The sequence below is a fragment of the Alteromonas macleodii ATCC 27126 genome (assembly GCF_000172635.2).
Lineage (GTDB): Bacteria > Pseudomonadota > Gammaproteobacteria > Enterobacterales > Alteromonadaceae > Alteromonas > Alteromonas macleodii.
Genome location: NC_018632.1, coordinates 214,359 through 237,307, shown reverse-complemented (window position 1 = coordinate 237,307; position 22,949 = coordinate 214,359). Strand labels below are relative to the sequence as shown.

At 45.3% G+C, this 22,949-nt stretch carries 23 protein-coding genes; all 23 read right to left on the bottom strand.

Annotated elements, in window-relative coordinates; translation table 11 throughout:
• The 23 genes from mreD to glpD all read right to left on the bottom strand — a co-directional run bounded on the left by mreD (position 1) and on the right by glpD (position 22,745).
• The gene (gene mreD, locus MASE_RS01055) at positions 1 to 477 is read right to left on the bottom strand and encodes a rod shape-determining protein MreD (protein ID WP_014947911.1); all 477 of its coding nucleotides are present in this window, start codon (positions 475 to 477) and stop codon (positions 1 to 3) included.
• Complete coding sequence (gene mreC / locus MASE_RS01050; protein WP_014947910.1) at positions 470 to 1,372, bottom strand: rod shape-determining protein MreC; 903 nt, start codon at positions 1,370 to 1,372, stop codon at positions 470 to 472. The genes mreD and mreC overlap by 8 nt, the downstream gene beginning before the upstream one ends.
• A 37-nt stretch (positions 1,373 to 1,409) precedes the next feature.
• Positions 1,410 to 2,453, bottom strand: coding sequence for a rod shape-determining protein (locus tag MASE_RS01045; protein ID WP_014947909.1), 1,044 nt, complete (start codon positions 2,451 to 2,453; stop codon positions 1,410 to 1,412).
• A 355-nt stretch (positions 2,454 to 2,808) separates the two neighbouring features.
• A complete protein-coding gene (locus MASE_RS01040) occupies positions 2,809 to 6,531 on the bottom strand; it encodes an H-type lectin domain-containing protein (protein ID WP_014947908.1) in 3,723 nt (1,240 codons plus the stop codon).
• Positions 6,531 to 7,019: a pilus assembly PilX family protein gene (locus tag MASE_RS01035; RefSeq protein ID WP_014947907.1), complete on the bottom strand. Its 489-nt coding sequence runs from the start codon at positions 7,017 to 7,019 to the stop codon at positions 6,531 to 6,533. The genes MASE_RS01040 and MASE_RS01035 overlap by 1 nt, the downstream gene beginning before the upstream one ends.
• Positions 7,009 to 7,752 carry a PulJ/GspJ family protein gene (locus tag MASE_RS01030; RefSeq protein ID WP_014947906.1) on the bottom strand — a complete coding sequence of 248 codons (744 nt, stop codon included), beginning with the start codon at positions 7,750 to 7,752 and terminating at the stop codon, positions 7,009 to 7,011. The genes MASE_RS01035 and MASE_RS01030 overlap by 11 nt, the downstream gene beginning before the upstream one ends.
• A complete protein-coding gene (locus MASE_RS01025) occupies positions 7,752 to 8,273 on the bottom strand; it encodes a type IV pilus modification PilV family protein (RefSeq protein WP_014947905.1) in 522 nt (173 codons plus the stop codon). Before MASE_RS01025 ends, MASE_RS01030 begins: the two co-directional genes overlap by 1 nt.
• Positions 8,263 to 8,724, bottom strand: coding sequence for a type II secretion system protein (locus MASE_RS01020; protein ID WP_014947904.1), 462 nt, complete (start codon positions 8,722 to 8,724; stop codon positions 8,263 to 8,265). Before MASE_RS01020 ends, MASE_RS01025 begins: the two co-directional genes overlap by 11 nt.
• Before the next feature lies 1 nt (position 8,725).
• A complete protein-coding gene (locus tag MASE_RS01015) occupies positions 8,726 to 9,226 on the bottom strand; it encodes a type II secretion system protein (RefSeq protein ID WP_014947903.1) in 501 nt (166 codons plus the stop codon).
• Positions 9,227 to 9,248: 22 nt separating this feature from the next.
• Positions 9,249 to 9,836 carry a prepilin-type N-terminal cleavage/methylation domain-containing protein gene (locus MASE_RS01010; protein WP_014947902.1) on the bottom strand — a complete coding sequence of 196 codons (588 nt, stop codon included), beginning with the start codon at positions 9,834 to 9,836 and terminating at the stop codon, positions 9,249 to 9,251.
• A 45-nt stretch (positions 9,837 to 9,881) separates the two neighbouring features.
• On the bottom strand, positions 9,882 to 10,376 hold the full coding sequence (locus MASE_RS01005) for a hypothetical protein (protein WP_014947901.1): 495 nt from the start codon (positions 10,374 to 10,376) through the stop codon (positions 9,882 to 9,884).
• Between the two features lie 27 nt (positions 10,377 to 10,403).
• Positions 10,404 to 11,639: a type II secretion system F family protein gene (locus tag MASE_RS01000; RefSeq protein ID WP_014947900.1), complete on the bottom strand. Its 1,236-nt coding sequence runs from the start codon at positions 11,637 to 11,639 to the stop codon at positions 10,404 to 10,406.
• A complete protein-coding gene (locus MASE_RS00995; protein WP_014947899.1) occupies positions 11,639 to 13,351 on the bottom strand; it encodes a GspE/PulE family protein in 1,713 nt (570 codons plus the stop codon). The genes MASE_RS01000 and MASE_RS00995 overlap by 1 nt, the downstream gene beginning before the upstream one ends.
• Positions 13,351 to 14,577, bottom strand: a complete 1,227-nt coding sequence (locus MASE_RS00990; protein ID WP_014947898.1) for a tetratricopeptide repeat protein — start codon at positions 14,575 to 14,577, stop codon at positions 13,351 to 13,353. The genes MASE_RS00995 and MASE_RS00990 overlap by 1 nt, the downstream gene beginning before the upstream one ends.
• The gene (locus MASE_RS00985) at positions 14,574 to 15,476 is read right to left on the bottom strand and encodes an ExeA family protein (protein ID WP_014947897.1); all 903 of its coding nucleotides are present in this window, start codon (positions 15,474 to 15,476) and stop codon (positions 14,574 to 14,576) included. The genes MASE_RS00990 and MASE_RS00985 overlap by 4 nt, the downstream gene beginning before the upstream one ends.
• A gap of 2 nt (positions 15,477 to 15,478) precedes the next feature.
• Positions 15,479 to 17,227, bottom strand: a complete 1,749-nt coding sequence (gene mshL, locus MASE_RS00980) for a pilus (MSHA type) biogenesis protein MshL (protein ID WP_014947896.1) — start codon at positions 17,225 to 17,227, stop codon at positions 15,479 to 15,481.
• A complete protein-coding gene (locus MASE_RS00975; RefSeq protein WP_014947895.1) occupies positions 17,211 to 17,531 on the bottom strand; it encodes an agglutinin biogenesis protein MshK in 321 nt (106 codons plus the stop codon). Before MASE_RS00975 ends, mshL begins: the two co-directional genes overlap by 17 nt.
• A 9-nt stretch (positions 17,532 to 17,540) precedes the next feature.
• On the bottom strand, positions 17,541 to 18,188 hold the full coding sequence (locus MASE_RS00970) for an agglutinin biogenesis protein MshJ (RefSeq protein ID WP_014947894.1): 648 nt from the start codon (positions 18,186 to 18,188) through the stop codon (positions 17,541 to 17,543).
• Positions 18,163 to 18,789, bottom strand: coding sequence for a PilN domain-containing protein (locus tag MASE_RS00965; protein ID WP_014947893.1), 627 nt, complete (start codon positions 18,787 to 18,789; stop codon positions 18,163 to 18,165). The genes MASE_RS00970 and MASE_RS00965 overlap by 26 nt, the downstream gene beginning before the upstream one ends.
• Entirely contained in the window at positions 18,786 to 19,700 is a 915-nt protein-coding gene (locus tag MASE_RS00960) for a hypothetical protein (RefSeq protein WP_014947892.1), read from the bottom strand. Before MASE_RS00960 ends, MASE_RS00965 begins: the two co-directional genes overlap by 4 nt.
• Positions 19,701 to 19,866: 166 nt before the next feature.
• The gene (locus MASE_RS00955) at positions 19,867 to 20,370 is read right to left on the bottom strand and encodes a hypothetical protein (RefSeq protein ID WP_014947891.1); all 504 of its coding nucleotides are present in this window, start codon (positions 20,368 to 20,370) and stop codon (positions 19,867 to 19,869) included.
• Positions 20,371 to 20,505: 135 nt separating this feature from the next.
• On the bottom strand, positions 20,506 to 21,090 hold the full coding sequence (locus MASE_RS00950) for a phosphoglycerate mutase family protein (protein ID WP_014947890.1): 585 nt from the start codon (positions 21,088 to 21,090) through the stop codon (positions 20,506 to 20,508).
• 107 nt (positions 21,091 to 21,197) lie between these two features.
• Positions 21,198 to 22,745 carry a glycerol-3-phosphate dehydrogenase gene (glpD, locus tag MASE_RS00945; protein ID WP_014947889.1) on the bottom strand — a complete coding sequence of 516 codons (1,548 nt, stop codon included), beginning with the start codon at positions 22,743 to 22,745 and terminating at the stop codon, positions 21,198 to 21,200.
• Positions 22,746 to 22,949 lie beyond the last annotated feature (204 nt).

Sequence of the window (22,949 nt, the reverse complement as noted above, 5' to 3'; positions counted from 1 at the left end):
TTACGAAATTGAAAACTGTCTGCGCGTGCGTCGAAGCAGCCAAAATACCCACGGCCACAACACCATTGACGTTATCACTGGCCACAGGTAATCGACTTGGAAATAAATATCTGTCAGTAGATGCTGCACCCAAAATGTAAGTAAGTGGTATAGCGCCGATAGTAGACCGATAATAATGGCTTGCTGCCAAACAGAATAATTACGCAACCGTTGGTAGTTAGCCGCTAATATGTATACGCAAATACTCAACCCAAGGCTATGAATACCTAAGGTCGTTCCTACCAATACATCCATGGCTACGCCCGTTAAGAAGGCTACACCCACATTCACTCTGTGGGGCAACGCCATGCTCCAATATGCTAATACAACCAGCACCCAGTCAGGGCGGTACACATCTACTTGAATGGGCAGTGGAACAATTTGCAGTACCAGAGCAACTAACAGACTAATCCATATAACGAGGTTACGTTTACGCATCTGAAGATTCTTCCTCGTTTACAGCTGGCTTATCAGTGTCGTCAGTTGAGTTAGCATCAGACTCATTCTCTGACTCAGGCGTGTGCCATAACAGCAATAGGTGTCGAAGCCTGTCTAGGTTTGCTAAAGGTGTGACAATAACACGAGCAAAAGGGCGGCTTTCATCTCGGACGACTTGTGACACTCTTGCCACAGGGTAGCCTTCTGGAAAGACTTTTCCTAAGCCAGACGAAATTAATGTGTCACCTTCTTGAATATCGACACTATGAGGAACATGCTCTAGATACAGCTCGTTTAGTGCGCCGCTTCCGGTTGCGATAAAGCGAATATCGTTTCGAAGAGATCGCACAGGAATAGCGTGGGTAACGTCGGCAATCAATAATACACGGCTGTTTGTAGACCCAACTTCCATTACCTGACCCACTATGCCCTTATCATCAATAACTGGCTGAGACAGATATACGCCGTCTATCGCCCCCTTGTTGATAACCACCTGCTGGCTGTACGGGTTTTTATCCACCGCCATTAACTCAGCAACCATTTTTCGAGAAGAAACCCGAATAGGTGCCTGTAGTAACTCTCGTAATTGCGCATTTTCTTTTGCAATTACATCGAACTGCTGGAGCTTTTCGCTCATTAGCAACAGCTGATTATTAAGTTTCTGGTTTTCGGCCAGCAATTGTTCTTGAGAGGTAAAGCGCTGGGCACTTTCATTTAGCATTAAACCGGGAAGGTTTGCTAAATACTGAAGTGGGCTCATTAATGAGTTGAGATAAACCCGCGTTGATTTGAAACCGTCTAGCTTATGGTCGACAAATATCAGAATCACCGACAGCACAAGCGCCAGTGTAAGCCTGTTATTTAACGAAGGGCCGCGGGTAAATATAGTATCCATGATACAAATAAGGCAACCTTACGGTTGCCTTTCCTGTTTATTCGTAGCTAAACAGGTCGCCACCGTGAAGGTCAATCATATCGAATGCCTTACCACCGCCGCGTGCTACACAAGTAAGCGGATCATCAGCAATAACAACTGGAATGCCCGTTTCTTCCATTAGCAATCTATCTAAGTCTTTAAGTAACGCGCCACCACCGGTAAGTACCATACCGCGCTCAGAAATGTCTGAAGCAAGCTCTGGTGGAGACTGTTCTAGCGCCACCATAACTGCTGAAACAATGCCGGTTAGTGGTTCTTGAAGCGCTTCAAGAATTTCGTTTGAGTTTAGCGTGAACCCGCGAGGTACGCCTTCTGCTAGGTTGCGACCGCGCACTTCAATTTCGCGCACTTCTTCACCTGGGTAGGCAGCACCTATTTCATGCTTGATGCGTTCAGCGGTTGCTTCACCAATTAGTGAACCGAAGTTACGACGAATGTAGTTGATAATAGCTTCATCAAACTTGTCACCACCAATACGAACGGATGATGAATAAACTACGCCGTTAAGTGAGATAATGGCAACTTCTGTTGTACCACCACCAATATCGACCACCATTGAACCTGTTGCTTCTGATACAGGTAAACCCGCACCAATAGCAGCCGCCATTGGCTCGTCGATAAGATAAACTTCGCGGGCACCTGCACCCAGTGCAGATTCTTTAATTGCGCGGCGCTCTACTTGTGTTGAACCACAAGGAACACACACTAATACACGAGGACTTGGGCGCAAGAAATTATTGTCATGCACTTGTTTAATAAAGTGCTGAAGCATTTTTTCAGTGACGTAAAAGTCGGCAATAACACCGTCTTTCATCGGACGAATTGCACGTATATTACCCGGCGTACGACCAAGCATTCGCTTAGCTTCTGCACCTACTGCTGCAACACTTTTTGGTCCTGCTGCGCGCTCTTGACGAATAGCTACTACTGAAGGCTCGTTTAGAACAATACCTTGGTCTTTTACATAAATCAGCGTATTAGCTGTTCCGAGGTCGATGGACAGATCGTTAGAGAACATGCCTCGAAGCTTTTTAAACATGAAGAGTGTATTCCTGTTTCTGTGTTAACGCGTATTTGCAAAGGTGAGATGGCGACGCTTTAACGTGAAGTCGATATTTATTCGCACACTTTAACAATGGGGGCTATTTTGGGCAAGTAATGCTGTAATTAAGTGACGAAATAACTGCATTTTTGCTTAGTAGTTTTAGCGCTTTACCCATGAAGGGATACCACACACGCGTTTCCAAATAATTTTAAAATTAGACCCACATAGTGACCCTGCGAAAATTAGAAGGTTCAAAAACAATTTGCTAATAATTTACATCTCTTTATGTTGGCGCCACTACAGTGTGCTACGCAGCTAGCGTTAAGACCAAACCGGATAACCTTCTTTGCTAATTATTGATTTGCTCGCGCTTGTAAATGATATTGTCGTTTCCTCGATACACACCATATGTAAGCGTTGCGTTTGGGGGATTATCAGCTTCGTCATCTCCATCCCAATCCCACAATAGCCAAGCGTCAGGCGTATAACTAACAGGGTAATTGCCAGCACCGTTTGGTGATGACAGGCGTATTCCGTCACTATCTCTATAGGCTCCTTCACTTAACGACTCTTCCCCCGAAGAAACCAATTCACCAGATTCGTCATTCACGTTGTCGTGATCATAAGCCGTACAACTGTCATACTTATTAATTCGCCAATTATTTCCATCCCAATATTGGGTGCGAAGCGGTAACAAAAGCGCTTCGTCGGCTGCACCGTAGTTATTTATTAACGTAGCACGACCATAGGCGAAGCTGATTGAATCACCAAAATCATCAACGCACTGACCGGAGCAAGAAAGTCCATTGAAGTTTGCGCCCTCAATTTGTGCTTGGTCTGCCACCAGCACGACAGCGGCATCGATATATGCCCCGTCCAGTGTTGCGCTACCTAAGCGGCTAAATGCAATGTCATTATCAGAGAAAGTAATTTGTCCTGTCGCTCCGCTTTGAGGCCAGCCTATCGAGTTGATATTTTCCAAACGGTTTAGCAAATTGCCGTCATGCTCAACCTGCAAACCGAGACTGGTTAGCTTATCAAAACCATCGTAGTAGTTTGTGGTGCGGCTGCCATTTTGGTTAAGTGCGGTTAGCGAGAAGCTCACTTCACTTATAGGTTGACCGAAGTAGTTGAACGCATTACTGGTAGTACATGCCGCCACCACATTTCCTGTTAGCGAAAAATTTGATGGCGCAAATCGTCCCACATTATTTAATTGGCCCAACACCGTAGAGTCTGTCAAATAGGTACCTTGAGCGACAATGGATATGATGCCAACTTCGTCATAATTTAAAGCTTGATTAACTTTACCCTCGTCTTCAAAATTGACGCTTGTGATACTTAACGAACCTGCAGAGCCGCTTACTGGTAGCAATTGCTGAGGAGTGAGGTTGACACTACCTGAATAATGTTCGGCCGTATTATTATTTGCTAAGTCTGCAAAGTTATCTGGTATCCCATCGTCATTATTGTCTTCACCATCAACCCATTGCACAGTACGAAGACCTAGCACAAAGTTTTCTCCCGTACGCTTTAGCAGTGAGCCATTCGGATTGATTGCATACCCGTTTGGGTTGAAACTGGTGCCAGCGTCATTTAAGACATCCATTGCGAAACCGAATGGACGAACTTTAAAGATGTTTGATGAACCTGTTAGTGCGGCTCTATCAGTAATTGTTCCTGACAGCGAAAGCTCACCCGCGTCCGGATACCGCAACGTAAATTCCGCTCGCGAATTAGTATCAAACTGCAGAGAAAATGTCTGTGGTGATAGTCCAATCTGATAAGTATTACCGTTATTTGTCAGGGCTAACTTGTTTGAACAGTTGCTAGAGCTTGAGCAATTGTAGTTGAGGTCGACATCAACAATTTTGTTTTTCAAGAATTCTGAATTACCACAGGCCTCAACGGCATAATTTTTACTATTGAAACCTTCGTCAGAAGGCTTGCCTGATAGCTGGGTGACGATGGTTGTGTTGTTGTCAGAAAGGTTTTTAAATACCAGGCCATCATCTTCAAAGTTTATCTTGCAGCCTTCTATACCCACTTCTTTTCCGCCAATGAAACAGCGCAGCTGAGACGATGGCGTCTCACCTAACGTTGCAAGCTTTGTGTCTTGCCCCTTTAGGCTATCGATAGCTAAAGAGATTTGCCCAGTAAACGACACGATATCGCTTCCAGTCCATCGGAAATTGTTGCTATTTTGCGGGGATAGGTTAACCGTAGAGGGTTGAGAGTAAATGAGGTCGCAATTTACATCTGCGCAGGCTTTCAGTGTTACTTCTTTTGCCGCGCAGCTACTACCTTTATTGTCGGCAAGTTCATACCGGTAGTGATTTAATACTTCTATAACCTCACGTCCACATATGCCAGGAATATTATTTGGTACTTCATTAGCTGTTACGCTGAGGGGAGCTGGTAGATTTGCCGTTGTTGAAGAAACAGACTCAACGCCTCCTCCTGCATTGAAGCGGCCGACGATAGTTTCGTCACCCACATTAGCTAACGTGACCTTCCCTTTGGCAATAACCAACGCCCTCGGGTTTGAACCGTCAATAACCACATCACCGTCTACATAAATCGCTAGGTAGGCTCCATCTGCAATGGTGACATTAGCATTAGCCATAACGAAGCGTGTTGGTTGCCCCGGTGGATTGGTACCAGGATCGGCAATGTAGATTCTAGTCGGTGCAACAACGTTATAGTTTCCTGCCGCCATAAGCACATTCAGCCGACTATAAAAATAATCGCCGGCCAAATTACCAGGGGTTAAGTCTTCACTGCTATCATTAACTGTGAGGGTTGGTATAGCTCTGGCCTGTGATGCAGTTAGTGAGTCTGTATTGTTCACTGTACAGTCGACGCCTGGTTCTCCACATTTTGGATAGTCCGCATTCCCAGCTGTTCCCCCAGCCACTAGTTGTGTGGCACTAAGCACACCACCATTTTCATCAATAATGCGACTGAAAGCGGGTAGGTTAATAGGCGCACCACCAAATGCTGCCACCGCACCCGGGAATGCAACGTCGCAGCTAGGAATTTCACCACTAAACACAAACTCTGATGTCATAGCCAGAATACTAGCGTCTTCTTCGGTATGATTACGTTCTGAGTCCATACTTCGGTCTTCATCTACGCGAAGGCCCAATTTTGTTTTGCTCACACCACAACTGCGCAGCCAGCCACCATCGCCTCCGTTGCGGCTAATTTTACTCGCGGCAACTAGCGGCGTTTGTGTGTATTTATTTTTAAAGCTATTTTGAAAACAACCATCGTCCCATCCCTGAATGCGCACGTCCGCAAAGTCTGCCTCCCAGACCACCTCTACACCGTTGTCATCAAAGAACCTGCGGTCGAACCCTTCAGTTGTTGCCATATAAGCAACCGTTTCGGGACGTGTGACGGGCTCAAAATCGGTTTCTGATGCTTCCAGTGCTATGTAATATGACGGCGCTTCGTATTTAGCCGCAATAGTTAAAAATGGAAGCAAATGCTCATTGGGAGGCTTTTTCCCATTTACATCCACTTGGTTATTGACAGTTTGAATGGAGTGAAAAAATACAGGTTTTTCACCAAAGTTAGTTTGCAGAGGCACCTGTGCGTATCGAGCATCTTCTGTTCCGGGAACTAATGTCCCTATTGGAATGTACCAAGGGGAACTAGTAGAGGCTTGGATGGTTGTAGCATCCAGCTCCATTTTTCCTACTTCAACAATATCCCCATTCGGAAATTCGTGAACGCCGTAAGCAATGGCTAAGTAATGGCCTCCCATCGTGATATGCGGACCATCTTCTCCGGAAGGCTCAAGGGGCAAAGCTTCAAAACCTGTGCGGGTTACATTGCGAATTTTGACAATGGCAGGGTTGCCCCCCTGATTAGTAGACAGCATAAACACCGCTGGCGGCTCGTCGTATACCTGTGAAAAGCTAATGGTTGTCCACTCTGCTTTATTGTAGGTGTTTTGAAGCTCGATGAACCTGCCTTCGATTTGAGGAACGGCTTGCACAGCTAACGCTTGTATAAACAAGGCACAAATCAAAAAGAGTCGAGCAACAGAATTACAGTATGTCATTATTCTTCCTGCCTTACTTCAACAAGAACGCGTTTTGAGGTTTCGAGCTGGCCGGTACTGCACTGCGCTTCGGCCCCTAACGCATAAACCCTTATTTCACCAGCGGCAACTTCAGGCTCATCGACTTCAGTTTCCACCTCACAAGATAGCGTAATCGTACAATTCTGCATGTTGACTACACTTATAACTACCGGCTGTGTTATGACTGTGCACGCCGGATTATCGCCGTTAATTAGCCTAGAAATAGCGACTTCCATCCCACTTTGCGCCGCTAAGTAAGCACGAGCGCCATAATATTCAATGGATTGCTGGCGAATATTCGATGAGATTTGATTAGACAGCGCAATACCAAGACCTAAAAGTACGATACTAATGATAATTGCTACTATAGTGGTTGAGCCTTGTTGGCGCGCAGGAGAACCAGACAACCCGACAGGACGTTGGCCTATACGATACTTTTTTTGTTGGCGTGTTTTACTATGGCACATTAGGGAAATGCACCTCGTGTACAACCGATATCTGTTCATCGTCACTGCTTTGTAATGTCATTTGCAGTTCGATTAAGCCATTTTGCCGTAACCCTGCAGTGACCACATTCGCACTCCACGAAACCACATTAGTACCAAGGACGCCCGACGTAGCACCTTGCGTCCTAATTAAGCGTTCACCTTGAACGGAAGATGTTCTACAAACGGTTACTTGCGCTTCAGGAATGAAGAAGCGTTTTCCCGGTGAAGATTGTGTATTAGGGGCACTGAGTGTGAGGTCATATTGATTATCGCTAGTGGGATCGGAAGCAGCGTCGGCAATAGCATCTATTATTCGCCCGTTATCATTCACGCTCTGCGGGTTTGTTGGGTATATAACAAGAGTTTCGTCCTTACTCAACTGACTATTGAACACGACTACGTGCATAGGATTATTAAACGCGTCGCCCACATAGGTGCCACTCTCCTTAATAGGGTAGTAAGAAAGACACCCCAAACTGGAATCGAATGACACAGAATTTGGCACCACATTACGCAGTTCTTTTTCGAGCCGCAAAATAATAAAGCGCGCATCTGAAACAAGGCGGGTACGCTCTGCGCCGGTTATATAGATTTGTGCACTTAAAGAAATCACTTGTGCTACAGATACGCTAATCACACCTAAAATAGTGATCACTAAAATAAGTTCTATTAATGTAAAACCGTGATGTCGCTGTGCTTGTCGTGGAGACATTAATAGCTCCCTCGATAAGCGCTAAAATTGTAAACTTGGCCATCTGGTGCCGTAACTGCGATATCAATACGCTTAAACGTTAGGCCGTCTGTTGGCGTACTGTCGTTTAGGTCACTGTCGTAATCTACCGTTACGGTAAAACCGAAACTGCTATAGTTTCCGCCCACATCGTTAACTGTGTACCCGTTGTAATCGTCCACGTCGTCGTAGTCGTCTTCGTTGGCTTCTTCTGGACCTAGTGTTGTTGAGCAGTTTCCTTTGGCATTACAGGTTTCAAATGGTGGGCTTCTGTCACTATTTTCATCATAAGAGCGACTAAGAATATCATTCATTAAGGACTGACCTAGCTTCGCCGCTTTCACCTGACGAAATGGCTCTGCGGTTTGTTCAGCTTGCGGGACAATAAGCGACAGTACTACGGTTAGGCTAATCGTAAATACAACAATGCCAATCACCAGCTCTAGCAGGGTAAAGCCGTTCTCGCATTTTCTATGTACAGGCAACACAACCCTAGCACGCATAAACTGCCCCTTCGCTTTGTAAACACATGGCAAAGGTACTTATTTGAATTCTACAATTCGTTGAACACGCGATATTTCGCGGCCTGCCAAACCCGTCAAACTGAATTTGAGAAAAGCTATCGCCATTTTCATCAGCCGTTTGAAAAGTAAAGTCGGTGCTTGATGCATCGACTACCTGATCGGCATCAAAAGCGGTAGAAAGGGCGTTTGCACAATCGTGGCCAGCGGGAGGGGCAATGATTGTGGCGGTTATTTTCACACAGCTAGTGTCTTGCACATTTTGCATAGCACGAAACTGCATGTTACGAACGACTTGAAGTGTGCGATCGCGAAGGGCGATAGCTTCTTCCGTATCGTTACCAAGAAAGCGAGGTGCGGCGGTTACCGCCAGCACCCCAATAACCAATATGGTTATGATAAGTTCTACTAATGTAAAACCGGTTTTCTTCACATTACTGAACGCAAGAGTTGACTTTAATTACAGGGCGTACACCTTCACCAGTAGAATTAAAGTATTCTACTGAACAAGGTGCCTCAGTTTCTGTAGGTGCTGTCGAAGAGTAGTCACTGAATCCGGTTGCATAAACTAACACAGAGTTCGAAGCTGAAATCTCTTCTGTACCAAAATCTGCAGACTCAATATCAAGCAGTGCAGCCATATTAGCATTAGTCGCTTCTGGATATCCGTTTACAATAGTCACGTTATCAGATCCAACATCTAACGTTACTGGTGTGTCCGTGGTACCCAAAACGTCGTTGATCAAAGCTTTACCATTAACAACCGACGCCGAGGTTTGAAGAGAGGCTTTAATTCCTTCAAGCGTTGCGTCACGCGCATCATCTTGAAGGTTCAAAAACTTAGGTGCTGCGGTTACCGCTAGAATACCCAGCAGTACAATAACAATGATTAACTCGATTAGGGTAAAACCCTGTTGTGTTGATACTTTTTGCATAATTAAACTTCCTAGGTATTAATTAAAAAACAGTAACCTGGCCGGTGGCTGGGTTGTAAGTGAAACCGTCGTACGTTGTACCGTCTGGCGTTCCGTCTGCCGGTGCTGAGCTATTAGGTAAACCCATAGATTCAACTAAGTAGTAAACACAAAGTGTATTTGCACCTGAGTCGTCCTCACGAACGGCATATCTGAAATCAGCAACAACGGTGTCGTTCGTCGACGTTGTGTTTGTTGGTGCTGACTGAAGAATTAGGTCAAATACGTTTTTGCATTCAGTGTCGTTAATGGTAGAAATAAGTGTGTTGCCTGTAGAGCTTCCCGTTGGGTAACCAATGGTGCCGTCTACCCCTACTTGCGTTTGATCGTAAGTGATTACAGTGCCGTTCCCATTTCCATTGTTTCCGCTCGGACGGCCTTCAACTTCCCACTGCGCTCTTACAAGACCTACCGCTGCGGCAAAACCACCGGCAACACCTTCAACACTTGCTTCACGAGCTTCATCAGTAACATCAATAAAGCGTGGTAATGCAGTGGCCGCAAGCAACCCTAGAATGATTACAACAATTATCAGCTCGATTAGCGTAAAGCCTTGTTGTTTGGTGTTCATAACATCTCCTTGATGACGATAAAGGCGAATTGTGCCGCCGTTTAATCAACTGTTTCTTTGCCTGACAACGCCGCTACCAGCGTTATATTCAAACCAAATCTCTTTTCCCCAAAAGAATGCACATTGTAAGTGACCGTTTGCATACTGGTCGCTTACAGTCACTGTTGACAGCGCTTCACCTTCTCTTAAGGTTGCAAGTGTCAGCATGTATTCGCACGCATTCCCCTGTTCTTTTTCAAGTCCTTCGGGCCAGCCTTTTTCATTAATGTATAGCTCTGCCGCCACATCTTTGTGCTGTTTAACTTTGCCACCAGCGTCAAACTCAGTTTCGTAAATAAGCACAGTATCTTGCTTAGTCTTTATCCATTGTGCCCTGGCTAACATCACCACTCGCTGAAACTGTGCAACCGCGTTCTCTTTATTAACCTTTTCCGCTTCATCAATAATTGGTGTCGCGTAATACACGTATGTTGTTCCAATAACAGCAAGCAATACGCCTATAACAACAAAATTAAGTAACCCCGTTTTGGTGCTTGCCACGCTTTTCCCCAGTTATAAAGCGCTTTATCAGCCGCCTTTCACCGCCGACATCATGTTCCACATTGGCGTAAATATGCCAAGCGCCAGGATCAATACCATTACCGCAACAAAACCAATCAAAATAGGTTCGATTTTGGCCGTTAAACTTTTCAAGTCGAAGTCGACTTCACGTTCGTAATAGTCAGCACTTTCTTCTAACAACGGTTCAAGTCGCCCCGTCTCCTCACCTACTGCAATCATCTGTAGTACAAGTGTAGAAAACAGTTCGCTATTTTTCGAAACTCTAAGCAAACTTTCGCCTTTTTCGATCCCTTGCCGCATTTCTTTAATGCGCTTTTGCATGTGCGCGTTGTCAACGGCGTCGGCAGTAAGTGAAAGCCCTGCGGTTAACGGCACGCCTGCACGTAAGATCATTGAAAAACTTCGGCTATATCTTGAAAGTAATGATCGCTCAATAATGCTGCCCACGACAGGCAACTTTAGTTTAAATTTGTCCCATTTGAGTCGTCCATTAGTCGAATTAACGTATTGTTTAACAGCGAAAATCCCTCCCACAATCACAATAATTAGCAGCCACCAATAGTTCACAAAGAAATTGGAAGTACCAATTAACACGCGGGTCATAATTGGAAGTTCAGTGTCAAAGCGCTCAAACATTTGGGTGAACACTGGCACAACAAATAGATTCAAAATAAACATGGCAATTGCTAGCGCAATTAACACAAAAGTGGGATAGCGCAGCGCCGATTTGATGCGCTTGCGGGTTTCTTGCTCACGTTCGAAATAGAGGGCAAGCTGTAGGAATACGTCGTCTAATTTACCGGTATTTTCACCTACCACCACCACGGATATGGTAAGTCTCGTAAACACCTTTTCATATTTAGCCATGGAAGAAGACAGACTTCGTCCCTGCTCTAACTGGTCTGCAATATCTTTCAAAATCTCTTGAAAGCGTTTATGCGATGCATTTTCGCTTAGGCCTTTAATGGCGCGAATAATGGGAATACCGGCCTTTAGCAATGAGTACATTTGGCGGGAGAAAATGATCATTTCATCCAGTCCCACCTTTTGTTGAAATAAACGCGTGATATCGAAGCCGTCTCCTTCATTTTCTGCACTGCGTTTTTTTGATTCAACAATGGTAAGAGGCACAATGTTTTGTGACAGCAAGGCTTGTGCTGCGGCTTGCGCTGACGCGGCTTCTATAACTCCTCTTTGAGGCCCGCCTTGCGTTGACTTACCTGCGTACTTGAACTGTGGCACTAGTGATTCACCACTTCAGGTACGAATTCAGCGACTTTGAACACTTCATCTAAAGAAGTTTTGCCCTGAGCTGCGTAGTCCAGTGCCATATGAGATAAAGGAACAAAGTCTTTATTCGCCTTAGTCGCATCTACGAAGCCCTGCGTGTCGTCTTCACGCAAGGCCTCCATCATGTCCTCGTTCATTTCCAGAAATTCAAAAACGCCTATCCGGCCTTTGTATCCTGTGTGATTACAGCTGTTGCACCCGCGCCCTTTATAGAAGGTGGCAGTGGCTAATTCAGGTTTCAAGAAGCCAACCCACGCTTGTTCTTGGGCGGTTGCAGGCTTTTCTTCTTTACAGTTTTCACACACCCTACGAACCAGACGCTGTGCAAGCACTCCTCGTAATGAAGTAGCAACCAAATACGGCGCCGCGCCCATATCGATAAGGCGAATAGCGCTGGTTACTGAGTCGTTGGTGTGAAGCGTACTTAATACCAAGTGGCCGGTTAATGCACCTCGAAGACCAATCTCTACGGTTTCTTGGTCACGCATTTCCCCCACCATGATAATGTCGGGGTCTTGACGTAACGTAGTGCGAAGAATGGCGGCAAAGTCCAGCCCAATTTTGGCATTAACCTGAACTTGGTTGATTCGCGGTAGACGGTATTCAATGGGGTCTTCAGCCGTTATGATTTTAAGGTCAGGCTTATTGAGTTCGCTAAGTGCCCCATACAGAGTCGTAGTTTTACCGGAACCCGTAGGCCCCGTTACCAGGATCATACCGTGGGGACGATTAATGGCAGCTCTAAATTTCTCTGCCATAGCATCGGGCATACCGGTTTGGTCTAGCGTTAGTAGGCCAGCAGACTGGTCTAATAAACGCATAACTACCGCTTCTCCGTTGGCCACTGGCATGGTCGACACACGCACATCTAAGGTGTGTCCTTTTACTTTAATATTAAATCGCCCGTCTTGTGGAATACGCTTTTCAGAGATATCCAAGCTAGACATGAGTTTGAGTCGTAGTACCAGCGCCGACGCTATTTTCACTTGGTTGAGCGTGTTTTCTTGCAAAACGCCGTCGACACGTTGACGAATGCGCAGGATTTTTTCATCGGGCTCGATGTGAATATCTGATGCCCTAACTTGAACGGCATCTTCAAATATGGAGTGAAGTAGCTTAACGACCGTGGCATCCGAGGTGGTGTCATCAAGGGCTGACAACTCAAAATCAGCCTCGTCTGCATACTCTTCACCTAGTTTTTCAGCAAACGACGCAATGTCCTGGGTACGGCGGTAAACAGAATCAAATGCCTCTAGCATTTGGTTCTCTTGCACGATAGCCAGCTCAATGGTTCGAGGAGCGACTAACGGGCCGAGTTGGTCTAAGCCTCCCAAGTCCGTTGGGTCGCTCATGCCCAGTAGCACTTCATCGTCGTCCGCTTCTAACACCAAGGCACGATAGCGACGTGCGTAAGTCTCTGGGATAAGCTGAGCTTGCTCTGGGTCTATACGGCGCTGTGTTATATCCAAGAAAGGAATATTTAGCTGCTGTGCCAAGAAGCGAAGAAGCTGGGGTTCGCCGATAAAGCCCAAATCGATAAGTGTATCCCCTAGTTTGCGGCCTGACGTTCGCTGCGCCGCAAGCGCATTGTCAAGCTGCTCACTGGAGATAATGTTTTCGTGAACGAGTAAGTCGCCAAGGCGCATCTTTAATCGAGGTCGCATTAAGGCTGCTCCTGTAAATCAGTTAGACGCGAGTTTGCATATTGTGCAGATGCAGAGGAAAGCCCGCCAATGGCGAGTGCCCTGGAATAAGATGATATCGCCAGGCGCTCATCTGCCAATGCGTCATAATTCACCCCTAGTGCCAACCACCATTTCGCATTATTAGGCTGTAGCGATGTCATAGCGCTGAATGCTGATATCGCTTGATCTGACTTATTGATGGTTTGAGCAGAGGTGCCCTTTAAAATTAGATAGTCGGCACGGCCTTCGGCTAACGCTTTAGCATCCAAGCTATCAGGCATCAAATTCAATACTTCTTCGAAGCGGCTTTCCTGCACCAGAATTTTGGCCATTAGCTCTCGCCAAATTAATTCGCTAGGCGAGATCACAATGCCCTCTGAAAGTACCTGCAGTGCCTGTAAATTATTGTTTTGTCCAAAATAAAGTGCAGCTAGCTGCTTGCGCGCCTCGTCATTTTGCGGAAAAGTTGCCAGTGCTAGCGTGAAGCTTTTTTGAGCCTCATCAAAAATGCCAAAGTTATACGCTTTAAGTCCTGCTTCTAAATGCACAGCACTTTGTTGTTCAGGTGACTTAGGTGCTACCTCAACTACAGGCTCTCTGGTTATGATATTTGTGGGTTTAGGCTCTGCTGCTTTCGAGCTTGCGGGTTGTGCCTTGCTTGCCGCAGACAGTTCTGATTGAGGACTACTGGCGTTTGCGCTGTAATTGACGTTTGACGCCTTCGCTTCATCAGCTGTGCTGATTGCTGATGCCGTAGTTGTAACCCTTTTTCTGTATTGAGCTTCATCATCTTCTAATGACTCATCAACGGTATTGAAAACCAACTCAGCCACATCTGACGCACGGTTTTGTAGCGCCATATCACTTTCAGATAACGGGGTCGATTGCATTCCTTGTGACGGCGCATTTATATCTGCTGTGCTATCGGCAACGCGCTCTGATATTGTACTTTCAGCAGGCGGGTTGTTAACGCTCGGGGCACTTGAAACGGCCGTTGTGTTTAATCCATCTTCATTTTTTTCGCGATGGGAAGTACCAGATAAAAGTGTAATTACTAACCATACTACAAACACCAAAACGGCGATGATCATGAGCGCTTTTGGCCAAACTGGACGTTGACTGACTTCAACGGTTGGCGGCAAACCAAAGTCTTCACTTTTATTGCGTTCATCCAGTGACTTTAAGGTGTCATTCAAAATACTCATATGCCACCTGCGCCGTATACATGTAGTACACTTGCAACTGCCACCACAGCAAGCGACAAAATAACAAGACTCTGCCTTGGGACAAGTCTGCGTTTACAGTCATGTGTATCGAAAACGGCGCTTAGGGTATGTGACCAAGTCGCTGACGCCTTACCCTGACCATATGCGCGCAAAAGAATCTTATGACAAACTATGTTAACCAAGCGAGGCGTGCCCTTGGTAACCAACGCTATAAATGCGCGCAGTCCTCTAGATATCAACTGCTCGTCACCACCTGCTGTCGTCAACCGGTGACCAATGTAGTAATCGACTTCGGCTGACGTCATTGTGCGTAAAGTGTAGGAAAAACTTATTCGCTGGCGGATTTGTCTTACTTTAGGGTTTGCCAGGTTGTCATCAAGTTCAGGCTGTCCAAACAAGACAATTTGAAGCAGCTTACTTTTTTCCGTTTCCAAATTGCTAAAAAGACGCAGCATCTCAAGAGCATCCCAACTCAGCGACTGCGCTTCGTCAATGATTAATACCGCTTGTCGCCCCTCTTTTTTAAGGGCTAATAGCTTTGTCTCTATTGCATTATGCAAGCCTTGATTATCACTATTTCCTTCCGTAACAATACCTAACTCTTTCGCAAATGCTTGGCGTAATTCATCAGGCGAAAGGTATGGATTGGGTAAATAGCAGGCTACAAATTTATCAGACAGATGATTAATTAATTTACGGCATAACAATGTCTTACCTGTACCGACTTCACCGGTTACTTTTATAAAGCCTTCAGACATACTCAATGCTGATAAAATGACTTTCAACGCTTCATTGTGTGGCGCAAGCGCACAAAAGAAATCCGTATTCGGGGTAAGCGAAAACGGCATATCTGTGAAGTGAAAAAAGCCCTGATACATAATTAGTTTCTATACCACTGATCAAGTAATGACTGAGTGCGAAGACGTTGTTTTTCCCACGTGTCCGGTTGCACAACTGATGGGCGTATCAAGATCACCAGCTCGCGCTTACTCTGCGTTTTGGCTTTGTTTTTAAACGCGTTACCAATGAATGGAATGTCGCCCAACAAAGGCGTTTTTGATTCTTGCTCACTGGTAACGGTTTCCATCAAACCGCCAATCACGACAATTTCTCCATCGCGGGCACGAATTACCGTATCTGACTCTCGGATATTACTTTGTGCCAGTGGCAGCAAGATTTGCTGATCGCCCACCTGAATGACTTTAGTCTGCTCTGCAGTTTCCGTTACTGATGGGTGAACGTGCAATATAACCGAGCCGCTTCTATCAATTTGAGGGGTAACATCTAGGGCAATACCTGAAAAAAACGGGGTAAGTTCGATGTCATTTTCGTTTTCGGTTTGTGTCGCGCTTTGATCTTCACTGGTCGACACATCGGTGACAAAGTATTCGTCCTGACCCACTTTAATCACTGCTTTCTGGTTGTTAGTGACGGTCACTCTGGGGTTACTCAACATCTGAACATCACCTTGGGTTTGCAGCATATTGATAACGCCGTCAAAGTCACCTCGGGAAATTCTCAAAGTAGAAACGCCGCCAATATCTGTAGAGATTGAGTTCCCTATGCCATTAACTGCATTAATGGCTGGATCTATACCTGCAGCGGTATTTGCAGCAAAGTTTGACGCTATAGCTCCGCCACTGAAGCCAAAGTTCACACTGCCCGTCAAGCCGCTTGCAATGCGATCCCAGCGCACGCCTTGCTGATAGCCGTCGTTTAGCGTGACTTCAATAATGCGCGCCTCTAATACCACCTGTCGCTGTAAGCTCTCTTGGCTTTGGTTTAAAAAGTCTTTCACCACTGCGATTTCGCTGGGCAATGCTCGAACGGTCACTAAGCCTGCTTGGGGTGAAACCACAACTTGGCGACCTTCTGTTGGAGAGACCAGTACTTTTAGTGCCTCTTTTAAATCGCTCCAAAAGTCGTTTTCACTGGTGGTCTGAATGTTTGAGCCATTGAGCTGTTGGATGTTATTGCCGCCAAGTCCGCCTTGGCCTCCAAAACCACCCTGACCACCTAGCGCGTTCCCGCTAATGTTGTTATTGCCGTTAATTCCACCGTTGTTGCCACCATTGTTTTGGTCTTGCTCACTTACCCCACCGGCAATAACGCTTACGTTAGATACACCGAAGCGCTTGATCATAAGAAAGTTAACCGGGATAGATTCCGTCTTTAGTTGAGAAGGCATAACCTGAATTACCTTCCCTTCCAAAAACACGTCTAACGGATACATTCTCGAAATAATGGTTAACACATCTTCTAACGCCACTTCTTTGAGCGTTAAACTAATTTGCCCTGACACAGCAGGATGAACGGCGACACTGTAGGGTGTGTCTTCAACTAACGCATCGAAAAACGGACGCACGTCTACATTGTTAGCAGAAACTGCAAACATTTTCTGTGATGTTGGCGCCGGTAACGCTTGATAACGGGCAACCTCTGCCAGCAGTTCTTGATTAAGCTGAGGGGGCGGTGTTGGTTTACTTGATGTCGTATTCTGAGAACGTGCTAGTTCATCGCGAATATGAGGTTTTACTTCCTCGCCAACACCATAAGATTGGCAACCTGCCACAACTAACGCTGCAGACAAAACCAATGTGTTAACAATGAGGCTATTTTTTAATTTCATATGCATACATTCTTAGTATTTTCTGCTGACGTCCGTCAGTGATAACCACGTTCTTGGGGTTAATTTTTGATACGGTGTATTCGTTAAGTGTATCGCCCACGCGGTAAGATTTACCCGATATGATGGCGCTATAACCTGTACTGCGTTTAAAGATAGATTGAAGTGCTAACTCTCCTGCTACAGCTTCATCATTGCTAGACACTGATGCACTGGCGATTGCAGGCCTAGTCGGGTCGACAGACGCAACTGCAGGTAAGCATGTTGCTATCGCTAAAGCTGTGACCACAATTCTTAACCGTTTCACACTCTCTCCTTACAGCGAGATAAAGGTTTCATTATTGCTTACCGTTGCTAACCCCAGTGCTAACGTGGCACTTGGGTAAGCTTCAACATTGTAAGCAAAATCTGTTACTACGACTTTTTCAGGGGCGGCTTGAAGGCGCGCTAGGTAGCTACGCAGGTCAAAGTAACTTCCCTCAATAATTAAGCGCATGTTATGACGGTAAAACGGTGTGCTTTGAGACTCACCGTCACCAAAGCGTACTGTTTCGGTAGGCTCGACCTTAAAATTCACTAAACGTACGTTGTCTTCTTCGTTTAGAAGCGTCATAAGCAGCTCGGGCATTCGATCGGCTGCGACAAACCCTTCATTAAGTGAAAGTAGTGCCTCATCAATTGATAGTAGGTCTTTTCTGGCCTTATCGAGTTCTAGCTGCGTGCGCTTTGTATAATCGATGGTTAGCGCTTCTTGAATAGCATCTCTTTGAATGACCAATGCTTTGTGCTCGCTCTCCTTTCTGATGACTGCTTTATCGGTTGCAGATAAGTCATCAAGTGCAGGCGAAACACCGAACCAGAAGAATAGATAGATAATGAGACCAAAACTCACCCATGTAATTAGCTGTTTTTCTCTGCTTTCAAGAGCGGAGAATTTCTCAGAGAGCTGCTGGTACTGATTCATCAGCGTCTCCTTCAAAATCTGTGGATATCAAGAATTGTTTCACGTTTTCTTTGCCGTCTACTTCATCAAACTGCACTGAAGAAAATGACTTACCTTGGAAAAACGGAGACTGCTGCAACTTTTTAAGCCACACAGGTATAGATGAAGGCGCCAAGGTTTGGCCTGACAGGCGAATGGTTTGTGTATCGATATCAATACTCGTCAGCCATAGGTTCTGATTGTGGAAATTAGCCAAGTCGTCCATCACCTCGCCGTACTTTGTTGCGTCAAATGACAACTCTCCGCTATCGAGATACGCCAACAGACGTTTTCGGTTTTCGATTTTGGCGTTCACCTTTTCAAGCTGTTGCTGAAGCGACTGGGTGTCTCGTTTCTTCTCGAGTGCAGCGCTTAAGGTTTTAATTTCGCTATTCAATTGGCTAATTGCGTTTGTTATTTCATTTAAATTTTTCTGCTTCGCCCCCAACGTAATATTGAGCGCGATTACCACTACCAACATGACAACAATTGCCGCGCCATTAAGCCAAAGTACCTTCGAGAATGGTAACCGCTCTTTCTTTGGTTTTAGGGAGTCCTGATAGAGGTTTATCGTTCTTTTCATGCCACCTCTCTCGCTGCAACAAGTGCACTTGCTAACGCAAAGTGGCAGGCAGGTTCAACTACATCGGCTAAATTAAGCTGTGGAGTAAAGACATTCATAGCAGCGGGCTGAAACGGCTTCAGCCGTTCTATCACTGGCACGCTGTCAAATTGAGTTTTAAACAGAATTTCTTTTAAAGGCGGCTGCTTAAGTTGCGACTCATAGAAATCCATTGAGCGTTGAATTTCTAATCCCAATGTATCACTTAGCTGTGACAGGTCTGTCTGCTCATTAACTTTGCTTACAAATCCACGTAAGCGACGTGCCAACCAGATAGCCTGAGAGCGTACTATCATTAAAAACGGTTCACTGTTGGGCTCTTGGATGATGAGTAGTCGCGCATAGTCATCATTTGGCACCATTTCAGTTGCTAACACTTCTTTGGTGTGAATATGTGTAAGCTGCTTGTCTTTCTTTTTTGCCATGCTCGCTGCGACGGCAGCAAGTGAGGACTTTTCGGCAGCGAACACATCTATCTTTTGGCCGCCAGTTCGACTTTTAACCGGGTAATCGACATAGTCTAAAACCATGTTACTTGATTCATAGGGAACCAGCTCTCCGAGAGTCCACGGCAACGCCGTTGTAATGTCCTCTTCTGCCATTTCTGGCTTATCAACCTGTACCATGTGGTACATATCCTGTGAAAGCACTATAGAAACATTACAGGTCGACTTAGCAAACGGGCTTAACGCCGCCGATAGCTGTTGCTTGAGAGGCTGATGCTGTTCATAGGGAATTGAAGAAACAGAATTAAGTGAAACAGCGTCGCCACTGCGCTCTATAGCCACAATATGTAGCTCAGAAGCACAGACCGATACGCCTACAGTGACGCTAGTTTTGTTACTTTTCGAAGAAAATAAGCGTGAAAGCATATATCTACTTAATTCGTTAATGCCGAGTATTATCTTATAATCGACAATACCTTATGGCGCCAATGAGTAACATGGCATTAACTCAAAAGTAGACTAATTATCTAAATAGAACAAATACCTACATAAGTATAGGCTTATATTGTGCGTGTTCGTTTATGTGGCCAGTTTAATCGCTTAAATTTGTTACTGTTCCGTTTGCAGGAAAATAGTCGAAATACGCGCCGCTGCTCAAGCTGAAGCGACACCAATAGTTGTCTTCGTTCTCTTCAAGTTCAGCGTAATAGTCTGCATGGATCTTAAAGCCGTCCACGCGCAGTGGTGTCGCCACTAGCGACGTCCATATTTTTTCACACCCTTCACTAGAAAGCTCAGCGGTCGGCCATCCGTTGTGATTCATTCGCACCGGAGTACGGTTCGTTTCTTTGCCCGACTCATTGTAGTGAATCAGCATTATCATAGTAGTGGGTTGGCGTACTCGCCATTGCCAGTGAGACGAGACGACGTGACGCTTAAACGTATCTAGATTTAGTGCAAAGGCGATTGTTGTGGTGTCTTGCTCGTCGGTATGAAGAAAGTTGATAGTAACGCCAAGGGTAATTGCAAAAATAGCTGCAATAGCCGCTTTAAAAACATTAGACGTGGAAGGTTTCTTTTTGTTGGTTTTATTCATTGTCGATTCCCCATGCCTTTGTTCAAGTCGTTAGCGCTTGTTAGGCATTGTTCTATTTTATCGACATTTTGAAGAAAAAATGAAGTAGGTATAAATAAACCTTAAGAATTTCTGGTTAAAAACGAAGACTCAGCATTATGGCAACGGCTTGTGCAATATCGTAATTCCCCAAAAATCACCGTCTTTTTGCTTTAATTGCCAGCCATTTTTTATGAGTGATTTTCGGGTGTAATAGTTAGTCATACCATGCCCGAATAGCACTATCCGCTCGTGTTTCTCACACAGTTTTTCAATACGCTCGGAAACAAGATTAACCCTTTGCTTGGCAGCTTTGAAACTTTCAAATCGACCTTTAAATCCTATAAACCATAATGCACGGCTTAAGACGACCCAGTGCCAACTGCGCAAGGTGAACGGAAGTTTGTAGTAAGGAATATCCATTTCTTTAAGATGGGGCAACTCTTCATCAATTTGAGTCGCGCCGTAATAAGCCGCAGACAATTTAGCCCTTAGTAACGGGCTAACCACAATGTAGCTGTCGTCGATATGGGTCTTCTGCTTTGGGTGACTTGTTGGATCGAGTATCGATTTATCATAGTTACGCACCCACTGAGCATATTGAGCTGAGTTTACTTTGTCATTATGCGCCGAGAGAGGCTTACCGTGTCTAATAAGTACGACTTCCTTGACGGAAGTATTGTTTATCACGTCCATGTTCATTTTAAGTCGTCTACTTTATCCTGTTGGGCTAGCTAATCAATGGCGATTGAGCCACCTTATTGCTTTTCAAGCAAAGATGGCTCCTTCTAATGCGTAACTTTCACGGGTTACGCGCTTGCCAATACAGCATCCACAGGCTCATCCGATTGAACTGCGCCATAAACTTTCATTGAGATATAAGAAGACAGCGCTTCCTGTTGTGCTTTGTCCAAGCGTAATCCATGTTTTGTTCTGCGCCAAATCACGTCTTCTAGACAACAAGCCCACTCGCACTCTATAAGGTAATCAACTTCTGCCTGATACATACCAGCCCCGAAATGAGTCCCCATAGCATCTACTGACACTTTACCTTTAAGAAACTTATAACATAGTAAGCCATACTGTCTTGCGTAGCGTTCAGCGATAGCGCTGTCCAGCCAAGAAAACTCGGAAGTTAGTTGAGCAACTAGCGATTCTTGACTTTCAAATGCACCACCTGGTAGCGGTACTTCTTTGGTCCACGCTTTTTTCGCTTTCGGGAAACATGAGACAAGTTTATCTACCGCGTGCTCTGAAAGCTTTCGATAGGTTGTAATCTTGCCGCCGAAGATATTCAGTAATACGGGCTTTCCAGCCTCACCCTTAAGCTCTACTTTATAGTCCCGAGTAAGTTCTTGTGCTGACGCGTTTTTCTCTTCTAAGAGTGGGCGCACGCCACTGTAAGTATGGACTATATCTTCGCGCGATACCTTGGACTTGAAGTAGTTGTTTACGACGTCAATTAAGTAATCAGTCTCTTCGTTTGAAATTGCAGCGTCAGACGGATTACCTTTAAAGTCTTCGTCTGTCGTGCCCACAAGTGAGAAATCACCTTCGTAAGGGATCACGAATACAATACGCCCGTCTTTATTTTGCAGAATGTACGCTTCATCAGAGTTATATAGCTTGGGAACGACAAAGTGACTTCCCTTTACCATGCGCATCGCATTGGGGTTGTGAATATTTACCAAGCGATCTAGAAACGATACTGCCCACGGTCCAGCCGCATTGACAATTGACCTGGCCTTAACTGTAAACGTTTTCCCTTGAGACGTTTTAAGCTCCACATTCCACAAATTATCTAACTTTTCAGCTTTAACGCATTCAGTACGCGTATATATCTTCGCCCCCTGATCTTGGGCAGCTAGTGCATTTAGTACCACTAAGCGTGCGTCATCTACCCAACCATCTGAGTATTCAAAACACGTTGAAATATCGCTAACCAGCGGGCTTTCACTGGTGGTCGTTAGCTTACGTGAGCGCGGTAACATATTGCGCTTAGCCAATGAGTCATAGAGGAATAAACCAATTCGTATCATCCACGCAGGGCGTAAATGCTTTTGGTGAGGCAAACGAAAACGTAGCGGCCACATGATGTGAGGCGCTTTCTTCAACAACACTTCACGTTCTGCCAGCGCTTCTTTCACTAGGCGAAATTCATAATGTTCTAAATACCTAAGCCCACCATGAATCAATTTGCTGCTAGAAGAAGACGTTGCGCCTGCGAGGTCGCCTTTCTCGCACAAAGCAACCGAAAGCCCGCGTCCCGCAGCGTCAAGCGCGACGCCTACGCCATTAACACCGCCGCCAACGACTAAAACGTCGACTGTCTGTTCAGTTTGATTGCTTTGACTCATACATTGCCTCTAGTGGTATTTATATGGATATCCTCATATGGTTGTCTATTTGACAAGCAAAAAGAAAACATGTCAACACAAAACGAACATTTACGAACATTAAAGAAAGTTAAAATTCGTAATTAAAAGGAATAAACAAATCCAATCGCAACAATATTTGACTGATTTACATTGAAAAATACGTGGTGTGTAAGAGCGCTTGCG

Coding starts and splice junctions, on each gene's coding strand:
- mreD (WP_014947911.1), bottom strand. CDS start 477: ATGCGTAAACGTAACCTCGTTATATGGATTAGTCTGTTAGTTGCTCTG.
- mreC (WP_014947910.1), bottom strand. CDS start 1,372: ATGGATACTATATTTACCCGCGGCCCTTCGTTAAATAACAGGCTTACA.
- MASE_RS01045 (WP_014947909.1), bottom strand. CDS start 2,453: ATGTTTAAAAAGCTTCGAGGCATGTTCTCTAACGATCTGTCCATCGAC.
- MASE_RS01040 (WP_014947908.1), bottom strand. CDS start 6,531: ATGACATACTGTAATTCTGTTGCTCGACTCTTTTTGATTTGTGCCTTG.
- MASE_RS01035 (WP_014947907.1), bottom strand. CDS start 7,019: ATGTGCCATAGTAAAACACGCCAACAAAAAAAGTATCGTATAGGCCAA.
- MASE_RS01030 (WP_014947906.1), bottom strand. CDS start 7,752: ATGTCTCCACGACAAGCACAGCGACATCACGGTTTTACATTAATAGAA.
- MASE_RS01025 (WP_014947905.1), bottom strand. CDS start 8,273: ATGCGTGCTAGGGTTGTGTTGCCTGTACATAGAAAATGCGAGAACGGC.
- MASE_RS01015 (WP_014947903.1), bottom strand. CDS start 9,226: ATGCAAAAAGTATCAACACAACAGGGTTTTACCCTAATCGAGTTAATC.
- MASE_RS01010 (WP_014947902.1), bottom strand. CDS start 9,836: ATGAACACCAAACAACAAGGCTTTACGCTAATCGAGCTGATAATTGTT.
- MASE_RS00995 (WP_014947899.1), bottom strand. CDS start 13,351: ATGCGACCTCGATTAAAGATGCGCCTTGGCGACTTACTCGTTCACGAA.
- MASE_RS00990 (WP_014947898.1), bottom strand. CDS start 14,577: ATGAGTATTTTGAATGACACCTTAAAGTCACTGGATGAACGCAATAAA.
- MASE_RS00985 (WP_014947897.1), bottom strand. CDS start 15,476: ATGTATCAGGGCTTTTTTCACTTCACAGATATGCCGTTTTCGCTTACC.
- mshL (WP_014947896.1), bottom strand. CDS start 17,227: ATGAAATTAAAAAATAGCCTCATTGTTAACACATTGGTTTTGTCTGCA.
- MASE_RS00970 (WP_014947894.1), bottom strand. CDS start 18,188: ATGAATCAGTACCAGCAGCTCTCTGAGAAATTCTCCGCTCTTGAAAGC.
- MASE_RS00965 (WP_014947893.1), bottom strand. CDS start 18,789: ATGAAAAGAACGATAAACCTCTATCAGGACTCCCTAAAACCAAAGAAA.
- MASE_RS00960 (WP_014947892.1), bottom strand. CDS start 19,700: ATGCTTTCACGCTTATTTTCTTCGAAAAGTAACAAAACTAGCGTCACT.
- MASE_RS00955 (WP_014947891.1), bottom strand. CDS start 20,370: ATGAATAAAACCAACAAAAAGAAACCTTCCACGTCTAATGTTTTTAAA.
- MASE_RS00950 (WP_014947890.1), bottom strand. CDS start 21,090: ATGAACATGGACGTGATAAACAATACTTCCGTCAAGGAAGTCGTACTT.
- glpD (WP_014947889.1), bottom strand. CDS start 22,745: ATGAGTCAAAGCAATCAAACTGAACAGACAGTCGACGTTTTAGTCGTT.